22 protein-coding genes and 3 tRNA genes are annotated in these 20,820 nt (G+C 62.0%); 13 read left to right on the top strand and 12 right to left on the bottom strand.

Annotated features, from left to right (window positions below):
- The first annotated feature begins 107 nt into the window (after nucleotides 1-107).
- On the top strand, nucleotides 108-704 hold the full coding sequence (locus B0G74_RS02095; protein ID WP_132373453.1) for a chorismate mutase: 597 nt from the start codon (nucleotides 108-110) through the stop codon (nucleotides 702-704).
- 150 nt (nucleotides 705-854) lie between these two features.
- Here B0G74_RS02095 and B0G74_RS02090 read toward each other — a convergent pair whose 3' ends face one another.
- A complete protein-coding gene (locus tag B0G74_RS02090; protein ID WP_132373452.1) occupies nucleotides 855-2,006 on the bottom strand; it encodes an exonuclease domain-containing protein in 1,152 nt (383 codons plus the stop codon).
- A 351-nt stretch (nucleotides 2,007-2,357) separates the two neighbouring features.
- Nucleotides 2,358-2,561, bottom strand: coding sequence for a cold-shock protein (locus B0G74_RS02085; RefSeq protein WP_064268598.1), 204 nt, complete (start codon nucleotides 2,559-2,561; stop codon nucleotides 2,358-2,360).
- 414 nt (nucleotides 2,562-2,975) lie between these two features.
- Here B0G74_RS02085 and B0G74_RS02080 point away from each other — a divergent pair, with 414 nt between their 5' ends.
- On the top strand, nucleotides 2,976-3,224 hold the full coding sequence (locus B0G74_RS02080; protein ID WP_132373451.1) for a hypothetical protein: 249 nt from the start codon (nucleotides 2,976-2,978) through the stop codon (nucleotides 3,222-3,224).
- Between the two features lie 530 nt (nucleotides 3,225-3,754).
- Entirely contained in the window at nucleotides 3,755-4,900 is a 1,146-nt protein-coding gene (locus B0G74_RS02075; protein WP_132373450.1) for a porin, read from the top strand.
- Between the two features lie 118 nt (nucleotides 4,901-5,018).
- Here B0G74_RS02075 and greB read toward each other — a convergent pair whose 3' ends face one another.
- The gene (greB, locus tag B0G74_RS02070) at nucleotides 5,019-5,588 is read right to left on the bottom strand and encodes a transcription elongation factor GreB (RefSeq protein WP_132373449.1); all 570 of its coding nucleotides are present in this window, start codon (nucleotides 5,586-5,588) and stop codon (nucleotides 5,019-5,021) included.
- A gap of 120 nt (nucleotides 5,589-5,708) precedes the next feature.
- On the opposite strand from greB, the gene B0G74_RS02065 reads away from it, so the two are divergent.
- Together B0G74_RS02065 and B0G74_RS02060 are read left to right on the top strand one after the other, a co-directional pair.
- A tRNA-Arg gene (locus B0G74_RS02065) sits at nucleotides 5,709-5,785 on the top strand.
- Nucleotides 5,786-5,863: 78 nt separating this feature from the next.
- Nucleotides 5,864-5,940 (top strand) — tRNA-Arg (locus tag B0G74_RS02060).
- 109 nt (nucleotides 5,941-6,049) lie between these two features.
- Here the strand turns inward: B0G74_RS02060 and B0G74_RS02055 are convergent.
- The 5 genes from B0G74_RS02055 to B0G74_RS02035 form a co-directional block, all read right to left on the bottom strand.
- Nucleotides 6,050-6,556, bottom strand: coding sequence for a phage protein NinX family protein (locus B0G74_RS02055; RefSeq protein ID WP_132373448.1), 507 nt, complete (start codon nucleotides 6,554-6,556; stop codon nucleotides 6,050-6,052).
- A 108-nt stretch (nucleotides 6,557-6,664) separates the two neighbouring features.
- Nucleotides 6,665-9,022, bottom strand: coding sequence for a bifunctional (p)ppGpp synthetase/guanosine-3',5'-bis(diphosphate) 3'-pyrophosphohydrolase (locus B0G74_RS02050; RefSeq protein WP_132373447.1), 2,358 nt, complete (start codon nucleotides 9,020-9,022; stop codon nucleotides 6,665-6,667).
- Nucleotides 9,023-9,156: 134 nt separating this feature from the next.
- The gene (rpoZ, locus tag B0G74_RS02045) at nucleotides 9,157-9,360 is read right to left on the bottom strand and encodes a DNA-directed RNA polymerase subunit omega (protein ID WP_006025620.1); all 204 of its coding nucleotides are present in this window, start codon (nucleotides 9,358-9,360) and stop codon (nucleotides 9,157-9,159) included.
- Nucleotides 9,361-9,420: 60 nt separating this feature from the next.
- Complete coding sequence (gene gmk, locus B0G74_RS02040; RefSeq protein ID WP_132373446.1) at nucleotides 9,421-10,101, bottom strand: guanylate kinase; 681 nt, start codon at nucleotides 10,099-10,101, stop codon at nucleotides 9,421-9,423.
- Nucleotides 10,102-10,119: 18 nt separating this feature from the next.
- A complete protein-coding gene (locus B0G74_RS02035) occupies nucleotides 10,120-11,043 on the bottom strand; it encodes a YicC/YloC family endoribonuclease (protein ID WP_132373445.1) in 924 nt (307 codons plus the stop codon).
- A gap of 226 nt (nucleotides 11,044-11,269) precedes the next feature.
- On the opposite strand from B0G74_RS02035, the gene rph reads away from it, so the two are divergent.
- The 4 genes from rph (at nucleotide 11,270) to B0G74_RS02015 (ending at nucleotide 14,021) form a co-directional block, all read left to right on the top strand.
- Entirely contained in the window at nucleotides 11,270-12,010 is a 741-nt protein-coding gene (gene rph, locus B0G74_RS02030) for a ribonuclease PH (RefSeq protein ID WP_132373444.1), read from the top strand.
- A complete protein-coding gene (gene rdgB / locus B0G74_RS02025; RefSeq protein WP_132373443.1) occupies nucleotides 12,003-12,650 on the top strand; it encodes an RdgB/HAM1 family non-canonical purine NTP pyrophosphatase in 648 nt (215 codons plus the stop codon). The genes rph and rdgB overlap by 8 nt, the downstream gene beginning before the upstream one ends.
- Nucleotides 12,647-13,876 (top strand): radical SAM family heme chaperone HemW, encoded by a 1,230-nt coding sequence (gene hemW, locus B0G74_RS02020; RefSeq protein ID WP_132373442.1) that lies wholly within the window; start codon nucleotides 12,647-12,649, stop codon nucleotides 13,874-13,876. The genes rdgB and hemW overlap by 4 nt, the downstream gene beginning before the upstream one ends.
- A gap of 55 nt (nucleotides 13,877-13,931) precedes the next feature.
- Nucleotides 13,932-14,021, top strand: a tRNA-Ser gene (locus B0G74_RS02015).
- 91 nt (nucleotides 14,022-14,112) lie between these two features.
- Here the strand turns inward: B0G74_RS02015 and B0G74_RS45620 are convergent.
- Nucleotides 14,113-14,259, bottom strand: a complete 147-nt coding sequence (locus B0G74_RS45620) for a hypothetical protein (protein ID WP_165923800.1) — start codon at nucleotides 14,257-14,259, stop codon at nucleotides 14,113-14,115.
- Nucleotides 14,260-14,602: 343 nt separating this feature from the next.
- Between B0G74_RS45620 and B0G74_RS46410 the strand changes: the two genes are divergently transcribed.
- On the top strand, nucleotides 14,603-14,812 hold the full coding sequence (locus B0G74_RS46410; RefSeq protein ID WP_132373441.1) for a hypothetical protein: 210 nt from the start codon (nucleotides 14,603-14,605) through the stop codon (nucleotides 14,810-14,812).
- 215 nt (nucleotides 14,813-15,027) lie between these two features.
- On the opposite strand, the gene B0G74_RS02005 is transcribed toward B0G74_RS46410, so the two are convergent.
- From B0G74_RS02005 to B0G74_RS01995, 3 genes are all read right to left on the bottom strand, one after another.
- A complete protein-coding gene (locus tag B0G74_RS02005; protein WP_132373440.1) occupies nucleotides 15,028-15,432 on the bottom strand; it encodes a RidA family protein in 405 nt (134 codons plus the stop codon).
- Between the two features lie 189 nt (nucleotides 15,433-15,621).
- Complete coding sequence (locus B0G74_RS02000; RefSeq protein WP_132373439.1) at nucleotides 15,622-15,852, bottom strand: hypothetical protein; 231 nt, start codon at nucleotides 15,850-15,852, stop codon at nucleotides 15,622-15,624.
- Nucleotides 15,853-15,971: 119 nt separating this feature from the next.
- On the bottom strand, nucleotides 15,972-17,192 hold the full coding sequence (locus tag B0G74_RS01995) for a Bcr/CflA family multidrug efflux MFS transporter (RefSeq protein WP_132373438.1): 1,221 nt from the start codon (nucleotides 17,190-17,192) through the stop codon (nucleotides 15,972-15,974).
- A 269-nt stretch (nucleotides 17,193-17,461) separates the two neighbouring features.
- On the opposite strand from B0G74_RS01995, the gene B0G74_RS01990 reads away from it, so the two are divergent.
- The 3 genes from B0G74_RS01990 (at nucleotide 17,462) to ribD (ending at nucleotide 20,815) form a co-directional block, all read left to right on the top strand.
- On the top strand, nucleotides 17,462-18,151 hold the full coding sequence (locus B0G74_RS01990; RefSeq protein ID WP_243658094.1) for a hypothetical protein: 690 nt from the start codon (nucleotides 17,462-17,464) through the stop codon (nucleotides 18,149-18,151).
- Between the two features lie 139 nt (nucleotides 18,152-18,290).
- The gene (gene hemL / locus B0G74_RS01985) at nucleotides 18,291-19,574 is read left to right on the top strand and encodes a glutamate-1-semialdehyde 2,1-aminomutase (RefSeq protein ID WP_132373437.1); all 1,284 of its coding nucleotides are present in this window, start codon (nucleotides 18,291-18,293) and stop codon (nucleotides 19,572-19,574) included.
- A 71-nt stretch (nucleotides 19,575-19,645) separates the two neighbouring features.
- Nucleotides 19,646-20,815 carry a bifunctional diaminohydroxyphosphoribosylaminopyrimidine deaminase/5-amino-6-(5-phosphoribosylamino)uracil reductase RibD gene (gene ribD / locus B0G74_RS01980; protein WP_132373436.1) on the top strand — a complete coding sequence of 390 codons (1,170 nt, stop codon included), beginning with the start codon at nucleotides 19,646-19,648 and terminating at the stop codon, nucleotides 20,813-20,815.
- The last annotated feature ends 5 nt before the right edge of the window (nucleotides 20,816-20,820 follow it).

Here is a 20,820-nt window from a genome sequence, read left to right as displayed (position 1 = left end):
ATTCAAGCGTCCTCCCGAAGATTTCCGCCGGAACGCAGACGCACGTTCGGCGCATCGTCTATTCTTCTGGTTTTTCCCCTGCGGCCGCTCGGCCACTGTCATCTTCCATGAACCGTTCGTACCGCTTCGGCGCGTCATGCGCGCTTGCGCTTTTGGCTGCTCTTGCATTGGCGCCCGCTCCCGCCATCGCGGATGGTGACGATACCGCGCTCACCAATCTGATTGCGCTGGCCTCCCAACGGCTCGCGCTCGCGGAACCCGTGGCGCGCTGGAAATGGGTCAATCACCGTGACATCACCGACACGCCGCGCGAGAACGCCCTCCTCGCCGATGTCGAAAAGCGCGCCGTCGCGGCAAACGTCGACCCGGCGTTCGCCCGTGCTTTCTTTCAGGATCAGATCGACGCCAGCAAGGAGGTGCAAAACGCGCTGTTCGCCACGTGGCGCGGCGGCCAGGCGCCGCAAGGACCCGCTCCCGATCTGGCGACCAGCACGAGACCGCAGTTGGACCGACTGACGCAATCGCTCGTGGCCGGCCTTGCACGCGTGCAGCCGTTGCGTGCGGCGCAGGATTGTCCGTCGCGCGTCGCGCAATCGCTGGCTAACTGGAAATCGCTGACTCGCTATGACTCGGCTCATTCGAGCGCGTTGACTCGCGCGCTTGGGCACGTGTGCGAAACGGGCGGTGTGGGCGCGACGGGTTAGTTCGGAGTGGGGTAAAACGCACGGTTTCAGGCTGGGATTATTGGCCGCGGTGTTGGCTCGCGCGCTTGAATCCGCTTTTGAACGGCAGGCCATCGGTTGAACATCAAACCGCTGAAACGAAACCGCTGAAAGCCGAGCCGACGAACGCCGTCAGGCAAGACTCGCCACCGCCGTTCCGCTCGACACGCTCAAGGGCATCACACGCAAACCGCGGGCGAGATGGCTCTGCAAGATGCGATACGTCGACAGCTCGAACGATCCCGCTGCGCTCGACGCATGCAACTCCGCAGCCTGCGCGAGCGACGCCGCATGGCCCACGTAACACCAACGGTCGACGACATGAAAAGCGCGCGCCTGCGACGCCTCCTCGCGCTCCTCGAACACGATCGGCCCCTCGAACGGCCAGGGCGCGTCCGCCGGATCGCTCTTGGCGACACGCGGTACCCGGTTATGGCCGGGGCGCAATGTCGCGATCCACTGCGCCTCCGCGAGCATGGCGCCCAATTCGCCGCCGGTTGCGCGCCACTCGACGCGCCGCACCTGCTGCGCAAGCCGGATATCCTTGGACGAGCGCCGCTCGCCGGTCAAATGTGAACGCAGCCGCTGGCGCACGCGCACGCTTCGCCCGACATACAGCGGCAAATCCTCTTCTCCATAGAACGCGTAGACGCCGCAACCCGCCGGCGCCGTGTCGAGCAGATCTTCCGTGATGTCGCCCGCGAGCCGGTAGCGCCGCGTAGTGCGCTCGATCTGCGTGCGCAATACGTCGAGCGGCACGAGGCCGTGCAGACGCTGCCAGAACTGCCAGATCAGATCGGCGTCGGCAAGCGCGCGGTGGCGATCGGACGGCACGAGCGCATGACGCTCGACCAAAGCATCGAGGCCGTGACGTTTTTCCGCCGGAAACAGCGCGCGCGACAGGCGCACGGTGCACAGTACGTCCGGATCGAACGCCAGCCCCACCCGGCGAAACTCGCCGCGCAGAAAACCGCGATCGAAACTGGCGTTATGCGCGACGAACAGTTTGCCGTTCAGACGCTCGAAGAGAGCCGGCGCGATCGCGTCGAAGGTCGGCGCGCCCCGCACCATCGCATTCGTGATGCCGGTGAGCTGCTGGATGAATGAGGGAATCGGCTGCTGAGGGTCGACCAGACTGCTCCAGCGCGACACGCCGGCAGGCCCTATTTCGACCACGCCCACTTCGGTGATGCGATGCTCGGCAGTCGAGCCGCCAGTGGTTTCAAGGTCGACGAAGACGATCGGACCATCCAGGGCCGGTTCCGGAAAAAACTGTTCAGACATGGAAAAGGAGACTTTGGACGCGTGGCTTTGCGGCAAGTATGCACCAGTTGGCGGCCGAGTACCCGGATAGCATCGCATTACGTCAACTGACTTCAGGCGCAATGTTCCTGTTTTGGCGTGAGCGGCAAGCCTCCTGCAAATCAGAAATCATTATGTTTTCACGGCGGACACCGGGAAATGACAGAGAAGTCATTCGGGAGATTTTGGCCGGCCGTTCAAAACATTCCGAACCAGATGGTTAAAAACGATTGCCGCGGCCAACAAACAATTCGGCATAAAAAAGCCCTCGCGTTTTGCGAAGGCTTTCGTTCGTTCTACCGCGTGGCCAAGCGCCGAGTCACGTTGACAGGCTTACAGCGGCTGGATATTCGCCGCCTGCTTGCCCTTCGGGCCGGCCTTGACGTCGAACGAGACGCGCTGGTTTTCCTTCAGCGACTTGAATCCTTCCGCGCGAATCTCCGAAAAGTGCGCGAAGAGATCCTCGCCGCCCGAATCCGACGTGATGAAGCCAAAGCCCTTAGCATCGTTGAACCATTTGACGATACCAGTTTCCATTTTCCAGTTTCCCTCGAGGATTTATCAATATCGGGCATTGCCCTCAGCCGAATATCACGGCCGCGCCACGCAATCAAATCCGGCGGTCGAAATTCAGCATTGCCGTTATACGGGGAATGAAGAATTGTCGTCAAGCGAATTCTGGATATGCGCTTATCACGCTATACGATAAGCCTGCGCTTATTGGTTTAAGAATGCCGAGCCCATAGATTCACTGCGATCCGAATAATCAGACCAAGTCAATATTACCCACCCGACTACGGAAATGCGCTATAGCGGGAATATTTTCAGCACATCGCTGAAAATATGTAACAAAAGATGTTTTCCGTAAGTGTTTGTCCGACTTGCTGCACCGCGTTCACGGCAGGATGATCGTATTCAGTAGTAGTAGCAACGCGCATTAGGGAGATTGCCATGCTGTTCAACCAAATCAGCCGCCTCTTTAACTGGCTGACCCACTCGCACGCAAACACGGCTTCCGAACAATCCACACCGGTCGCGGACACGCCGTCTATCTTCGAAATCGATCCCATGTGGCACGGAGATCATTGGCAGAACCTGCTGTCGTCCCCCATGGATGCGCGGCGCTATGTCATGGAAGACTGGAGCGTCCCGGTAGCGGACGACTGGAACGAAGTGGACGGCGCAGCGCCTGCCCACTGAGCGCGTCGTCAATCGGCGGAACACAGGCGAAAAAAAAGCGCGACTGGGAAGTCGCGCCGACAAAGGTTTGGAGATCTTTTTCGTCAACGAAAAAGTCCGCTTCGGAAAGCAGAAATTTCAGTATACCGGCTCGACTCCATTTCGATTATTCACATAAACAACAATCATCTATTTCAGTAACAACAACAATCTCATTTTACGTTTTATTACGTTGTTTTTTTGCATCGATTAGTGTCGCGAATCAGCAACGCAACTCCATCTTCGCATCGGTCCCCTCTCTTGAAAATCGCTGGAAGCCTTTATTTATAAGGCTTAACCGGCACTCACATATCGTTTCCGAACGCGTAATACTTTATTGCGGAAATCGGAACGTCCATTGCGCGAAGTGTCTCTCTACACTCTGCCTAACCGGAAACCAGCGCGATTTTGTTGAGCGCGCAACTCACTCGGATTACGCCTCTCGCAGCGCCCGCGTGAAAGGTCTCCCTAAGCCTGGGTTCAACGCCCACTCTCGCTCTCGGAGTTACAAGATGAAAAAGACACTCATGGTCGCCGCCCTCACGGGCGTCTTCGCAACGGCCGCGCATGCGCAAAGCAGCGTGACGTTGTACGGCTTGATCGACGCCGGCATCACCTATACCAATAACCAGCACGGTCACAGCAACTGGCAGGAAACAAGCGGTTCGGTGAACGGCAGCCGCTGGGGTCTGCGTGGATCTGAAGATCTGGGCGGTGGTCTGAAGGCCATCTTCACGTTGGAAAACGGCTTCGGCATTAATGACGGCACGCTCAAGCAAGGCGGCCGCGAATTCGGCCGTCAAGCCTTCGTGGGTCTGACGAGCGATCAGTTCGGCGCCGTCACCTTGGGCCGTCAATACGACAGCATGGTCGACTACGTCGCCCCGCTGGCACTGACCGGCACGCAATACGGCGGCACGCAGTTCGCGCATCCGTTCGACAACGACAACCTGAACAACTCGTTCCGCATCAACAACTCGGTCAAGTACCAGAGCGCCAACTACGGCGGCTTCAAGTTCGGCGCGTTGTATGGCTTCTCGAACCAGGCCGACGGCTTCGCGAACAACCGCGCTTATAGCGCGGGTGCGTCGTACAACTGGGGTGGCCTGAACGTCGCCGCCGCTTACCTGCAACTGAACAGCAACGGCGCGACCGGCGCGGCTGCTGCATTCAATTCGGGTGGCGCGGTGTCGAGCGACAACACGTTCTTCGCGGGCCGCCAGCAAACGTGGGGCGCGGGTGCTAACTACGCGTTCGGCCCGGCAACGGTCGGCCTCGTGTATTCGCAAACGAACCTGTCGAGCCTGGCCGGTATCGGCGCTGGCGCATCGGGTCAAACCAACGGCATCGCCTTCGGCAACAACAGCGCTCACTTCCAGAACTTTGAAGCGAACGCTCGCTATGCGCTGACGCCCGCGGTCAGCATTGCCGGTTCGTACACGTACACCCGCGCGAGCCTGGCTGGCACGCGTCCGCACTGGAACCAGTTCAACCTGCAAACCGCGTACGCGCTGTCCAAGCGTACCGACGTGTACCTGCAAGGCGAGTATCAGCAAGTCAACGAAAACGCAGTCGTGGATGCCGATATCAACGGTCTGGCCGCTTCGGGCAACAACAAGCAAGTCGCTGTGACCGCAGGTCTGCGTCACCGCTTCTAAAGCTGCGGGTTACACCCGTGGTCTCGAAGGCGCCGTTCGCGGCGCCTTTTTTTGTGCCTTTTTATGCCTGAGGCGGGAGATGATCGGCGAGAACGAGACGAAGCCTGTCAGCCGTGACTTAACCGCCCGTATCAGGCGGCGGATATTTGACGTCGAGTATGTCAATCGGCTGCGGGCCGGCCGGTGTGTACAACGTGACCGTATCGCCGACTTTCGCCTTCAGCAGCGCGCGCGCAATCGGCGAGATCCAGCTCACGTGGCCGATATCCAGATCGACCTCGTCGATGCCGACGATCGTCACGATATGCTCCTCGCCGTCCTCCGTCGCATACTCCACAGCCGCGCCGAAGAAAACCTGGTCGACATTCTCCTGCTTGCTGCTGTCGACGACTTCAGCGAGATCCAGCCGTTTGGTCAGAAAACGGATGCGCCGATCGATTTCGCGCAAGCGGCGCTTGCCATAGATGTAATCGCCATTTTCGGAGCGATCGCCGTTCGAGGCCGCCCACGACACCAGTTTGACCACTTCCGGCCGATCGACGTCGATCAGATGCAGTAGTTCATCGCGCATGCGCCGGTAGCCGGCGGGCGTGATGTAGTTTTTCGTTCCAGCGGGAACGTCCGGCTGGGCGACGTCGAGATCGTCGTCATTCTCTTCGCTCGACTCTTTGACAAAGGCCTTGTTCATGATGATCCGGTAACTGCAGCAAACGACTGCCCATCAAGGGTACACGATCACGACTATGCGACAAATCGCAGTTACATGCTTCCCTTTTTCGAAACCTTTGCTATAATCTCGTTTCTGCGTGCGGCTGTAGCTCAGTTGGATAGAGTACTTGGCTACGAACCAAGGGGTCGTGGGTTCGAATCCTGCCAGCCGCACCACTTATTCGAGGGCCTCCCTCTGGGGAGGCCCTTACGTTTTGCCCCAGTTTCAGTGCAGTAAGCATCACCGTTTAGCGTGCGGCTGTAGCTCAGTTGGATAGAGTACTTGGCTACGAACCAAGGGGTCGTGGGTTCGAATCCTGCCAGCCGCACCACCTATAAAGGGCCTTCCGATCGGAAGGCCCTTTGTTTTTGTCCGTCGGTTCCAGCCTCGCTTGGGTTCCGCTGCACCCGAAGGCCTTGGCGGCAACCAAACACGCCCCTCTATCGCGGCGCCGACTGAATATCTCCGATCTGCCCATCCGGGTTCGGCACATCGCCGAACGAAGCCGCCATCGCCTGCTCGCCGCCAATTTCCCGCTCACCGATTGGTTGCGCCCGATCGCCGGCCAGCGCCTGTGCTTCATGCAGCACATTCTCCACGGTTTCGCCATAACGGCTCACGACGAATGCCCGCAGCAGCGCGATCCGCAGCGAGTCGCCCCGCCCTTCCACGGTTCGGTGGCCGCCTTCGAATTCCGCGATGCAGTGAGCCGCGCCCTGGTGGCTGCGCTCACGCACTTCGAGCCGCTGCGCGCGCTCCAGCACGGCCGCCGCAGCCTCCCATGACGTAGAAGGCGTAAAACGGCCATCCCAGGGACGTCCGCGATCGTTGCCGCGAACCGCCACGGTTTCGCCGCTGTCGGTAAAGTAGATTTCGCGCACGAAGTCGTGCAGGCTGCGGGCGACCCAGTAATCGAGTGCCAGGCCGTTGAGTTCGGATACGTTCACGAACATTCTCCCTGAGTTTCAGATGAGACTACGCGCGTAGCCGGTGCGTTCAGATTTGAAGAGGGAAATGAAGCGCCCTGAGGCCACCCCAAGGCGTCAAACGAAAGGTCAGTAATCCGCTCGCTCGCGGTCGATGCGCATTCCGCCGTCGTGACGGTGATGGCCTTCCTCGCTCGGCCGCTCGCGCGCGATGCGCATGACGTCCGGGTTCGTGCGCACCCGGCGCATGACGTTGGCCAGATGGACACGATCGCTGACCTGGATCACGAAGCGCAACACCGTGGATTCCTGCGACAGGTCTTCGTCCATTGCAATGTGGACGATGTTGGCATCCGCCGAGGTGATATCCGCCGCCACGCGGGCGAACACGCCCTTGGTGTTCTTGACCAGCACCTTCACGGCGACGTCGAACAGACGCCCCGGTTGCGGTGCCCAGGCGACGTCGATCCAGCGGCCCGGATCGCGCCGGTGGATTCGTTGCGCGACGCGGCAATCCGTGGTGTGGATCGCCATGCCGAGGCCGATGCCGATATAGCCCATGATGTCGTCGCCCGGAATCGGACGGCAGCACGCGGACAGTTGCACCGACATGCCCTCGGTGCCGGTAATGACGACCGGCGGCGCATGCGGCAAATCGGAGTGGGAGCGCGAGCCGTCGTCGTCGGCGTCGCGGCCGCTCATCAGCACTTCGATGCGCTTGGCCATGACCGCTGCGACACGCCGGCCGAGACCGATGTCCGCGAAAATTTCCTGACGGTTCTTGTTGCCCGTCCATTGCACGAGCTTTTCCCACGCTTCCGGCGTCACATCCGAGAGCGCCAGCCCATAACCCTTCAACGCCTGGTCGACCAGACGCTCGCCGAGTTGAACGGACTCGTTCAGCCGCATCGTCTTCAGATAATGGCGGATCGCCGAGCGCGCCTTGCCGGTACGCACGAAACCGAGCCACGCCGGATTCGGCTTCGAATACGGCGCAGTGATGACTTCGACGATGTCGCCGCTCTTCAACTCGGTGCGCAGCGGCAACAGTTCGTTGTTGATCTTCACCGCGACGCACTGGTTGCCCAGGTCGCTGTGGATTGAATACGCGAAGTCGAGCGCCGTGGCGCCGCGCGGCAGCGCCATGATCTTCGACTTGGGCGTAAACACGTAGACCGCGTCCGGGAACAGGTCGATCTTGACATGTTCGAGGAATTCGCTCGAATCGCCCGCTTCGCTCTGAATATCGAGCAGCGACTTGAGCCACTGATGCGCGCGCTTCTGCACGTCGTTCAGGTCCGCGCCGCCGTTCTTGTACAGCCAGTGCGCGGCCACGCCCGCTTCGGCGATCTCGTGCATCTTGCGCGTGCGCACCTGAAACTCGATCGGCGCGCCGAACGGGCCGACCAGCGTGGTGTGCAGCGACTGATAGCCGTTCACCTTCGGGATCGCGATGTAATCCTTGAACTTGCCCGGCACGGGCTTGTACAGCGCATGCAGCGCGCCGATGCAGGTATAGCACTCCAACGCGCTGTCCACCACGACGCGGAACCCGTACACATCGAGCACTTGCGAGAACGACAACTGCTTGTCGCGCATCTTCTTGTAGATACTGAAGATGGTTTTCTCGCGGCCGGTGACTTCGGCGTCGAGCTTCGCGTCGGCAATTGCGCGCTGCACCGATTCGAGAATCTTGCCGACCACTTCGCGCCGGTTGCCGCGCGCCGCCTTGACGGCTTTTTCAAGCGTGGCGTACCGGTGCGGGTTGAAGTTCGCGAAGCTCAGGTCCTGCAGTTCGCGATAAGTATTGTTCAGGCCGAGCCGGTGGGCGATCGGCGCGTAGATATCCAGCGTCTCGCGCGCCACGCGGCGGCGCTTTTCCGGAGGCACCGCGCCCAGCGTGCGCATGTTGTGCAGCCGGTCGGCGAGCTTGACCAGAATCACGCGGACGTCGCGCGCCATCGCGAGCAGCATCTTGCGGAAGTTTTCCGCCTGCGCTTCCTCGCGATTGCGAAACTCCATCTTGTCCAACTTCGACAAGCCGTCGACCAGTTCCGCGACCTTCGCGCCGAAACGCTCGGCGAGTTCGGCCTTGGTCACGCCCTGGTCTTCCATCACGTCGTGCAGCAGCGCCGCCATGAGCGCCTGGGCGTCGAGGTTCCAGCCGGCGCAGATTTCCGCGACGGCGACAGGATGCGTGATGTACGGCTCGCCGCTCTGGCGGTACTGGCCGAGGTGGGCTTCGTCGCTGAAATGGAAGGCCGACTTGATGTCCTTGATCTCTTCCGGCTGCAGATAGCCGGACAAGGCGGACGTCAGTTTGGCGATGGAGACGACGTCATGCCGGCGCGGTTGCTCCGGCGTGGCGGTCGGCCCGAACAGATGGCGAAACGACTGTTCGAGGACCGCGTCGATGTACTTCCGTGCAGACGAGGGCGAGTCAGCGTCGTGTTCCACTTCCGTGGCGGTGGGCGGGGTAGCACTCATGTTCGCCTCCGTAGCGGTTAGGGTTGGACGCCGGTCTGCACGTTGATGCACTTACGTGCGGCAAAGATGTTGCAAAAGCGTGTCGCAAACAGGTATGGCAAACGCGTAGTCGAAACCGGAGCAGTGCGCCTTACTTAAACAGGCACCTTCTTCAGCATTTCGACGCCAACCTGGCCGGCTGCGATTTCGCGCAGTGCGACGACGGTGGGCTTGTCGCGGCTTTCGATCTTCGGCGTGTGGCCTTGAGCGAGCTGACGCGCGCGATAGGTTGCGGCAAGCGCGAGTTCGAAACGGTTCGGGATCTGTTTGAGGCAGTCTTCGACGGTAATGCGGGCCATGTTGGGTTCCTTCTCAGTATGTTGCTTATTCTACCTTATGTGCTCGGTACACCGCCGCGCTTACGCGTGTGGCAGGTGAATGCCGAGCTGCACGAAAAGCTGCGTGTGGCGCGCGTATTGCGAGGCGAAGCGCGAACGCGTCGCGGCCACGAGGCATTGCAGTTCGCTGAGCGCGCGTTCGAACTTCTCGTTGATCACCACGTACTCCGCTTCCGCCGCGTGCGCCATCTCGCTGCCGGCCGCGAGCAGCCGGCGTGTGATCACGTTCGGCTCGTCCTGGCCGCGCTTCTTCAGACGCTCTTCGAGCGCTTCGAGCGATGGCGGCAAAATGAAAATTTCGACCGCGTTGTGAAACTGCTTTTTCACCTGCTGCGCACCCTGCCAGTCGATTTCGAGCAGCACGTCATGGCCGTTTTTCATCTGGTCCTCGATCCACACACGCGAGGTGCCGTAGTAGTTGCCGTGCACTTCCGCGCTTTCCAGAAACTCGCCGGCATCGTGACGCTTCATGAAATCGTCGACGGTGGTGAAGTGGTAGTGCTCGCCGTCCTGCTCCTTCGGACGCGGCGGACGCGTCGTGTACGAGATCGACAGGCGGATCGCGTCGTCGCCGGCGAGCAGCGCGTTCACGAGCGTCGACTTGCCCGCGCCCGAAGGCGCGACGACCATGAACAGGTTGCCGGGGTAAGCACCGGCGTACGGATTGCGCGGCGTTTCGCGTGTGTGGTGATGGTCGGTCATGTCGGTGGTGCTCCAGCCTTATTCCAGATTCTGTACTTGCTCGCGCATCTGTTCGATGAGCAGCTTCAGGGTCATCGACGAATCCGCCAGTTCCTTCGCGGCGGCCTTGGAACCGAGCGTGTTCGCTTCGCGGTTGAGCTCCTGCATCATGAAGTCGAGGCGCTTGCCGACCTTGCCGCCCTTCTGGATCACGTGACGCGTTTCGTTCAGGTGAGCCGTGAGACGCGACAATTCTTCGGCGATGTCGATACGGATGCCGTACATCGTCACTTCCTGGCGAATCCGCTCGTTGATCTCTTCACGCGAGACGATCGTCGCGGCGGTATCCGGCGCGGCGATGCCGAGCGCTTCCTGCAAGCGTTCGACAATCTTCTGTTGATGCTTGGCGATCAGTTCCGGCACGAGCGGCGTGATCTTCGTGACGATCGTTTCCATCTCGGTGACGTTGGCGATCAGCATGGTCGCCAGTTGCGCGCCTTCGCGAGCGCGCACGTCGATCAGGTCGGTGATGGCCTGCTTGCCGCAGGCGAGCACGGCGTCGCGCAGCACTTCGGGCGCCACGCCGCTTTCGGCCAGAATGCCCGGCCAGCGCAGAATCTCGCCCGTGCGCAGCCGCTCTGCTTCCGGAAACGTCGAGAGCACCGTGCGTTCGAGCAGCGCGAGTTGCGTGAGCGCGTCGTGGTTGATCGAACCCGCGTTGGCGGACTGTTCGCTGCGTTGCAGGTTGATGCGGATATCGACCTTGCCGCGCGACAGCTTGTTCATCAGCATCTCGCGCAGTGTGGGTTCGCACACGCGCACGTCTTCCGGCATGCGGAAGTTCAGATCGAGAAAGCGCGAGTTCACGGTGCGCAGTTCGACCGATACGCTCACGCCACCTGTGCCCGAGGCCGCGACGAGTTCGCGCGTGGCGCTCGCATAGCCAGTCATGCTGTAGATCATCGTATTTCTCGCGATTGTGGCCATGCGCTCGACGATGGCCTGAGAGTCGAATCGCCCGGCGTGTACGAGACGCGGGGCGGGGAAACGGCATTATCCCATTTTTGGCGGAAAGGCCGCCCCGCGATGGCGCCCCTTGAAGAGCCAACGCACATGCGGGCAGCCACCCCGCTCGATCGGCTGTAAAATCGCGCTTTCCCTCCTGCTTTTCTTCCTGACCGATCCCAACATGACCAACGACACTCAACGCCCCAGCGGCCGCAAGGCCAATCAGCTGCGCGACGTGCGCATCACGCGCCACTACACGAAGCACGCGGAGGGCTCGGTGCTGGTCGAATTCGGCGATACGAAGGTGATCTGCACCGCGAGCATTGCCGAAAGCGTGCCGTCGTTTCTGCGTGACCGGGGCCAGGGCTGGCTCACCGCCGAATACGGCATGTTGCCGCGCGCCACGCACACGCGCAGCGACCGCGAAGCCGCACGCGGAAAACAGACCGGCCGCACCCAGGAAATCCAGCGGCTGATCGGTCGCGCGCTGCGCTCGGTGTTCGACCTGGAGAAGCTCGGCGCGCGCACGCTGCATATCGATTGCGACGTGATCCAGGCCGACGGCGGCACGCGCACGGCCAGCATCACCGGCGCGTTCGTGGCGGCACACGATGCGGTGGCCAAACTGCTGGCGACGGGCCGCATCGAAAGCTCGCCGATTGCTGATTATGTCGCGGCGATTTCGGTGGGCGTGTACGACGGCCTGCCGGTGCTGGATCTCGACTACGACGAAGACTCGCAATGCGACACCGATATGAACGTCGTGATGACGGGCGCGGGCGGGTTCGTCGAAATTCAGGGCACCGCTGAAGGTGTGGCCTTCTCGCGCGACGAAATGAACGAGCTGCTGGATCTGGCCAGCGACGGCATCAATACGCTGATCGCGAAGCAGAAAGCAGCGCTGGAGCAAAAGGGTGAATGAGGTGAGTCAAAACAATGGCGCGGCCGTGTCCGCTTCGCCGTTGAAGAGAGTCGTGCTGGCGTCGAACAACGCCGGCAAGCTGCGCGAGTTCGCGGCGTTGCTCGGCGCGGCCGGCATCGAACTGATTCCGCAGGGCGAGTTGAACGTGCCGGAAGCCGAAGAGCCGCATCCGACCTTCGTCGAGAACGCGCTGACCAAGGCGCGCCATGCGTCGAAACTGACCGGCCTGCCCGCGCTCGCCGACGACTCAGGCCTTTGTGTGCGCGCGCTGCGCGGCGCGCCGGGCGTCTATTCGGCGCGCTACGCGCAACTTGCCGGCGGTGAGAAGAGCGACGCGGCGAATAACGCGCGCCTCGTCTCGGCGTTGCAAGGCGAGACCGATCGCCGCGCCTACTACTTCTGCGTGCTGGCTTTGGTGCGTCACGCGGACGATCCCGAGCCGCTGATCGCCGAAGGCCGCTGGCATGGCGAAATGCTGGACGCACCGCGCGGCCCACATGGATTCGGCTACGACCCGTACTTCTTCCTGCCGTCGCTGAATGCGAGCGCCGCCGAACTCGAACCGGCGGTGAAGAACGCCAGCAGCCATCGCGCGATTGCGTTGCGGCAACTGCTCGCGCGTCTGACGGAGGAAGCGTGATTCCGATCAAACCGGCGCCCGCCGACATCGGCAACGGCGTCATCAAGGCCTTCACGTCGCCGGGCAGCATCCGGCTGACATCGCTACCGCCGCTGGCGTTGTACGTGCATTTTCCGTGGTGCGTGCGCAAGTGTCCGTATTGCGATTTCAACTCGCACGAGTGGAAAGGCGACACGTTCCCCGAGAACGAATATCTCGACGCGTTGCGCGCCGATCTCGAGATGGCGCTGCCGCTGGTCTGGGGCCGCCAGGTGCATACGGTGTTCATCGGCGGCGGCACGCCCAGCCTCCTTTCGGCGGCCGGGCTCGATCGCATGCTGTCCGATGTGCGCGCGCTGCTACCGCTCGACGCCGACGCGGAAATCACACTCGAAGCCAATCCCGGCACCTTCGAAGCCGCCAAGTTCGCGCAGTTTCGCGCGAGCGGCGTGAACCGGCTCTCGGTGGGCATCCAGAGTTTTAACGAGGCTCATCTGAAGGCGCTCGGCCGCATTCACGACTCGGCGCAAGCGCGCCATGCCGTCGAAGTGGCCTCGACCACGTTTGATAACTTCAATCTCGACCTGATGTTCGCGCTGCCGGGGCAGACGCTCGCCGAATGCCAGGCCGATGTCGAGACAGCGTTGTCGTTCGCGCCGCCTCATTTGTCGCTGTATCACCTGACGCTCGAACCGAACACGCTGTTCGCGAAGTTTCCGCCCGCCCTGCCCGACGACGATGCATCCGCCGACATGCAGGACTGGATTCACGAGCGCACCTCCGCTGCCGGTTACGAGCGCTATGAGGTGTCGGCGTATGCGCAGCCGCATCGGCAGAGCAAGCACAATCTGAACTACTGGCGCTTCGGCGACTATCTCGGCATCGGCGCGGGCGCGCATACGAAGCTGTCGTTTCCGAATCGCGTGCTGCGGCAGGCGCGCTACAAGCATCCCACCACCTTCATCGAGCAGGCGAAGGCCGGTACGGCGGTGCAGGAAGAGCATGAAGTCGGGCCGCGCGATCTGCCGTTCGAGTTCATGCTGAACGCGCTGCGGCTGGTGGAAGGGTTTCCGGTGCATCGGTTCATCGAGCGGACGGGGATGTCGATGACGTCGATCGAACCGGCCTTGCAGGAAGCCGAACGGCGCAAGCTGATCACGCGCGACCACGAAAAGATTGCACCGACGCCGCTCGGCCAGGCGTTCCTGAACGATTTGCAAGAGCTGTTTCTGAAAGATCCGCAGTGATTGCGGATCGACCGGGCGCCGCAGCGAGGTTCTTTCAGGTTACAATTTAGGGCTTGGAGGTGTGGCCGAGTGGTTTAAGGCACCGGTCTTGAAAACCGGCGAAGGAGCAATCTTTCCGTGAGTTCGAATCTCACCGCCTCCGCCAGAACATCAATGAATACGGGCCTTTCGGCCCGTTTTTCGTTTCGACCCGCCAAACAACCCGCCAACCATGCGAATGTCCTTGAATGGGTACATCAGGACTTGTGGCGCACCAAATCCCGCAGATGATGTTCCCGGAACCAGCGGGATAGTCGCTCCTCGTTCTCGGAAACGGCCCAGATCCCTGTGCCAAACACAACCACGATCGTCCCTATCAAAATCGCCAACATTGAGTCGCTCATGGCAGCCTCCATCAAAGTCATGGCCACGCTTAAATTTTAGGCGACAGCTTGCACCAATGCCCGCCTTGGGTGTCGCCTTGGGTGTAATCATCCGTGTGCACTTGCTAGGCAGATGCCAAGCACTTCTAGATACATCCTTGCCGGATGCTCCAATCATTCCTTCAAGCACCCTCGTTGCATCGCGTTGGGCTGCGTTGCCGTGCGTTGCACGCCCTGCAAGACGGTCCCGAACTTGGGACAGTTTCGGTTTTGGTACCGCTGGCGTCCTATCGTGGCCTAGTCCCGATTCGTGACGCCTTAGGGACCGGATATTGCTGTCCAGTTCATGAAGGGGGACAAGATCATGATCAGACTATTCGGCATATTGGCCTTAGGGGCCGGTCTCGCGGGCTGTGTGGTGGCCGCGCCATACCAGGACGGCTACGGTTATGGGCCAGTACCTGCGTACGACTATGGCCCCGGCTATTACGCGCCGCGCACTAATATTGGCGTCGGCGTTGGTGGTGGCAGCGTTGGCGGCGGCGTTGGTGTTGGAGTAGGCGTCGGTTTCTGAGCCAGCGCAAAGCTCGGCGCCTCGACTGCGTCGATCGGCGCGTGCGCGATGACGAACATGAGCGGCAACGTCGGCGTGAATATCGCGGCCGGTGTGAGCAATGCCCAGTTCAATGGACTCGTGGTTCACCGAGCTTAAGCATTGACGCGACCCGTTGAACGCCGTTATCCCACTGCCCCGAACGCGCGCCAAAACTCGAGAGACGAACGCCGTAGCTAAACCAGCGCGGTCGCCTCGACCTCGATCTTGAAACCGTAATGCAGTTGAGGAACCGGCACGACGGCTCTCGCCGGACGCGCTTCACCGGCCCAACGCGCGTAGATCTGATTGAAGCTCATCCAGTTCTCGACATCGACGATGTAGACGCGCACCTGCACCAGTTGCGCGACGCTGCTGCCGACGCTTTCGAGCGCGGCCTGCACATTGGCCAACACCTGTTCGGCCTGATCCTCGAACGAGGCCTCGGATAGCTTGTCGCCTTGCGCGGTGATCGGCAATTGTCCCGAGACGAACACGAAACCATTTGCGACCGCGACGTGACTGTAATGACCGCCCGGCTGCGAAAGCGTAGCGGGGTTGTCGGTATGCGGCAGATGCGGGTCGTGCTGGCTACCAGCCATGAATATCACTCCAGGTGTGACGGCGGCACACGACACTGCGTACGACTCATCCGCACGACCGCATCCCGTTTCGCAAAAGCGATGAAGCGATCACGCGAGGAATCATGCAACGCACTAGCGCCGCCCACTCCGGGCACAGCGCCTCGCAAAATAGACACGCTTCCACAAATAAGCCACACGCATCACGCATCACACGCTAAGCATCTCCAGCTTCTCGCGCGCATCCGCACAACGGTGGTTCAGGTCGCGATGCATCAACTGACTGTCGAGCAGTGTCGATACATCAGACAAACCATAATCAAAGCGCAAGACGTATTCGATGTCTGTGTAATCGTGATAGGCGCCGCTGTCCGCCAGCTTCTGCGCTTCAGCGAATGCAGCTTGTTGCCGTTCGCCGTTCATCAAATCTCTGATCGCCATGAATGCCGCTCCGAGGAACAGTGGCTCCATCATAGCAATGCAAATTGAGACACACGGTCGCGCGCGCGCAACACCTGGTGTTTTCCGTAGACGCCGCGCGACTCGCGCCTCGCCCGTCCTCAAACGGCAGCGACAGGCGCCTTGATCCCATGCCACCTGACAACCAGAATCCGGCCGAGATAACACAGCAAGCCCGCCACGCCGACCGTCACGCCCATGCCCTTGGGAGAACCGTCCTGCCAGATTCCAACCGCGAGGCTCGACAACGCGCCGAGCGCCAACTGCACGGCGCCGAACACGGCGGCCGCGGCGCCGGCATTCATCGGATAGCGATGCATCAGATCGGTCGTGCAGTTCGCGGACAGAAGTCCGACGACGCCGACCACGAAGAACAGTCCGAACACGATCGACCACAGACCGCCCCAACCGGTCAACGAGACCAGACACACAAACAGCGAGGCAATGCAGCTTACGGTTGCAGCAAAACTAATGATCGGCAGCGAGCCGAGCCGGCCGACAAGCCGCGTATTCATGAAGTTGCCAAACATGATGCCGACGATATTCAGCGCGAACAGGAAGCCGTAATGCTGCGCCGACACATGGAAATACTCGATGTAGACAAACGGCGTCGCGGTGATATACGCAAACATCGACGCGAACGCCATGCCGCCGCACAGCATGTGCCCCCACGCAACCGGATCGCGCAGCAACTTGCCGTACGCGCCGAACGACTTCAGCAACGCCGAATGCGCACGCTTCTCACGCGGCCACGTTTCCGGCACCTTGAGAAACGCGGTCACCGCGCACACCGTGCCGAATAGCGTCAGCACGATAAAGACGACACGCCAGCCGCCGATCAGCAGCAACTGCCCGCCGAGCAGCGGCGCCAGCAATGGCCCGATCGACGTGACGATGGCGAGCATCGACAGCACGCGAGCGGCATCGGTCGGGCCGTGAGCATCGCGTGCAATGGCGCGCGCCAGCACGGAAGCCGCGCCCGCGCCCAGCGCCTGCACGAAACGGAACGTCACCAGCGAGCCGATCGAGAACGACATCGCACAGGCCACGCTGGCCAGCGCATACATCACGATGCCGCCGAGCAACACCGGCCGGCGGCCATAGGTATCGGACAGCGGACCATACAACAGCATGCCGATCGAAAAGCCGAACATGAAACTGGTGAGCGTCGTCTGCGCGGCGCCAGTGCTGATGGCGAACGCCTGCGCGATGGTCGGCAGGCTCGGCAGATACATATCGATCGAAATCGGCCCGCATGCGGCAAGCGCACCGAGCAACAGAATCAGCCGGCCATCGGGCCGGCTTCTGGTGACGTGAGACATGGGAATCCAGATGAAGCGCCGCGCCGTTGTCGGCAGCGGAACAGGTGAAACGGGGGAAAACAGCAACTTGACGGCCTCAATTGTACGCGACGGTTAACACGGCAGCCGGCCTTCGGACATGATCGAGGCCATGATCGCGACGACGCGAATGATGCATCGGCGACATGCGGCAAGCACGCCGCCAATCGGTTAAGCTGCCGCCTGAACGCCTCGGGCGACGCGCGAAGCTGTGCGCAGCGCCATTCCCGCCATCCCGTACCGACCATGCGATGACCGCATTCCTGTTGATCTGGAGCCCCAAGAAATGGCCGTGGCCCGAGTTGCCCGACGTGGCCAAACGCGTGGCCGCGGGTGTCGCGGTGGCCGACGTATGGGGCTGCGGATTTGCGCGCAGCATCCTGCCGGGTGACCGCGTCTTCCTGCATCGGGTCGCGCAGGAACCGAAGGGCATCTTCGGCTCCGGCTATGTGACGCGTGCGCCATACGAGGTCCCCGATCCGGCGACGAAGCGTGGCTACCGTTTGTGCATCGACTTCGTGTACGACTGGGTGGTCGATGCACGCGAAGGTGTGGTGATTCCACGCGAGATGTTGCGCGCACATCCTTTCTCCGTGCAGACCTGGGACGCGCAGAGTTCGGGCACCGTGATCAAGCCGATGGCCGAAGGCGCGTTGGAAAAGCGCTGGGCGGAACTGACCGGCAAGCGCAAGCCTCCGAAGTTCGATATGCCTGCGGGTCCCACACGCTCGAGCAAGGTCACGGCTCACGCGGCGGTGGAAAAGCGCGCGGCGGACGGCCGCACCGTCACGAAGGCGAAGGAGGCGGCTGAACGGGTCGCTACGCAAGTGGCGACCCCGCCATCCCAATCAGTTGCGACGCGGGACAGCAGGCGGATCACCAAACCGGCGACCCGGCCGGCAACAAAGACGGCAACCGCCAAGCGCGCACACAAAAACTGAGCGGGCGACCCGCTGCGCAGGCGCATCCGGAAAACCTGTTCACGCTGACTCCGGTACAATTTCCCCACCTATCCCAGCGCCGCGCGACTCGCCGACAGGCAAGCTGCGCCGCTGCGCAACCCCGATTCCAGCCATCGCCATGTCCAAAAACGAAACCCTTTTCGAACGCGCGCAACGCACCATTCCCGGCGGCGTGAACTCGCCTGTGCGCGCCTTCCGCTCGGTCGGCGGCACGCCGCGCTTCATCGAACGCGCGCAAGGCCCCTACTTCTGGGACGCGGACGGTCAGCGTTATATCGACTACATCGGCTCATGGGGCCCGATGATCCTCGGTCATGTCCATCCGGAAGTCCTCGAAGCCGTGCAGCGCGTGCTGGGCAACGGCTTCTCGTTCGGCGCGCCGACCGAATCGGAAGTGGAAATCGCCGAAGAAATCTGCAAGCTGGTGCCCTCCATCGAGCAGGTCCGCATGGTGTCGAGCGGTACTGAAGCGACCATGAGCGCGCTGCGTCTCGCGCGCGGCTTCACGAACCGCAGCCGCATCGTCAAGTTCGAGGGCTGCTATCACGGCCACGCGGACAGCCTGCTGGTCAAGGCCGGCTCGGGGCTGCTGACGTTCGGCAATCCGACTTCGGCGGGCGTGCCGGTGGATATCGCCAAGCACACCACCGTGCTCGAGTACAACAACGTCGCTGAACTCGAGGAAGCGTTCAAGGCGTTCGGCAACGAGATCGCCTCGGTGATCGTCGAGCCGGTGGCCGGCAACATGAACCTCGTGCGCGCCACGCCGGAATTCCTGCAAGCGTTGCGGCGCCTGTGCACCGAGTACGGCTCGGTGCTGATTTTCGACGAAGTGATGTGCGGCTTCCGCGTTGCCCTGGGTGGCGCGCAAGAGGTGTACGGCATCGCGCCGGATCTGACCTGCCTCGGCAAGGTGATAGGCGGCGGCATGCCGGCGGCGGCTTTCGGCGGCCGGCGCGACATCATGGCTCACCTCGCGCCGCTCGGCGGCGTCTACCAGGCGGGCACGCTGTCGGGTAACCCGATTGCGGTTGCTGCCGGCCTGAAAACGCTGCAACTGATCCAGGCGCCCGGCTTTTACGACACGCTCGCCGCGCGCACCACGCGCCTCGTGCAAGGTCTCGCGAAGGTCGCGCGTGAAGCCAAAGTGCCGTTCGCGGCCGATTCGCTCGGCGGCATGTTCGGCATCTACTTCACGGACTCGATCCCGACCAGCTTCGCCGAGGTCACGAAGAGCGACGTGCCGCGTTTCAACGCGTTCTTTCACAAGATGCTCGACGCCGGCGTGTACTTCGCGCCGTCGGCGTATGAAGCGGGCTTCGTGTCGATCGTTCACGACGACGCAATCGTCGACGCCACGATCGACGCTGCGCGCGGCGCGTTCGCCTCGCTCGCTGACTGAAGCCCGCGCGACAACACATCGCTAAAATCGAAACCCATTACAGCCTAGCCACCGTACCCGACCGGACACCGATGTTTTCGCAAACCGATTTCGTCCATATGGAACGCGCGCTCGCGTTGGCCAAGCGCGGCATGTACACCACCGACCCGAATCCTCGGGTCGGCTGCGTGCTCGTCAAGAACGGCGAGGTGATCGGCGAAGGCTTCACGCAACCGGCCGGTCAGGATCATGCCGAGATCCGCGCGTTGAAAGACGCGCGCTCGCGCGGCCATGACCTGCGCGGCGCTACGGCCTACGTGACGCTGGAGCCGTGCAGCCACTTCGGGCGCACGCCGCCGTGTGCGAACGCGCTCATCGAAGCGCAGGTCGCGCGCGTGGTCGCGGCGATGGAAGACCCCAATCCGCAGGTATCCGGACGCGGTCTCGCCATGCTGCGCGACGCCGGCATCGAAGTGCGCTGCGGGCTGCTCGCCCTCGAAGCGCACGAACTCAATATCGGCTTCGTCTCGCGCATGACGCGCGGCCGCCCGTGGGTGCGCATGAAAGTGGCGGCCTCGCTGGATGGCCGCACCGGTTTGCCTTCGGGCGATAGCCAGTGGATCACCGGTGAAGCGGCACGCGCGGACGGCCACGCCTGGCGCGCTCGCGCGTCGGCGATCCTGACCGGCATCGGCACGGTCAGGGAAGACGATCCGCGCATGACAGTGCGCGCAGTCGACACGCCGCGCCAGCCGCAACGCGTGCTGATCGACAGTCAGCTCGACGTGCCGCCCGAGGCGCAGATTCTGGCCGGCGCACCCACACTGATCTTCTGCGGCAATCTGGATCAGCGCCATACCGATCGCGCCAACGCACTGCGCGATCGCGGCGCCGAGATCGTTCAGTTGGCCAACCCGGCCGGCAAGGTCGATCTGCCTGGGGTGCTGAAAGTGCTCGGCGAGCGCAACGTCAACGAACTGCATGTCGAGGCGGGCTACAAGCTGAACGGCTCGCTGCTGCGCGAAGGCTGTGTCGACGAACTGCTCGTGTATCTCGCGCCGAGCCTGCTCGGCATGGATTCGATGAGCATGTTCAATCTGGCCGCGCCCGAAACGCTCGAAGGCCGCGTCAAACTGAACTTCCACGCGATCGACCGGATCGGGGAGGATCTGCGGATTCTCGCGCGCTTTGTGCCCCAACACGCGCCCGAGGCCACGCCCGGACCCGGCGGCGATCCCGCGTCCCAACCCGTTTCGAAATGATCAAG

Source organism: Paraburkholderia sp. BL9I2N2, from assembly GCF_004339745.1.
Classification (GTDB): Bacteria; Pseudomonadota; Gammaproteobacteria; order Burkholderiales; family Burkholderiaceae; genus Paraburkholderia.
The sequence above is the reverse complement of the archived record's forward strand: the minus strand, read 5'-3'. Positions and strand labels throughout refer to the sequence as shown.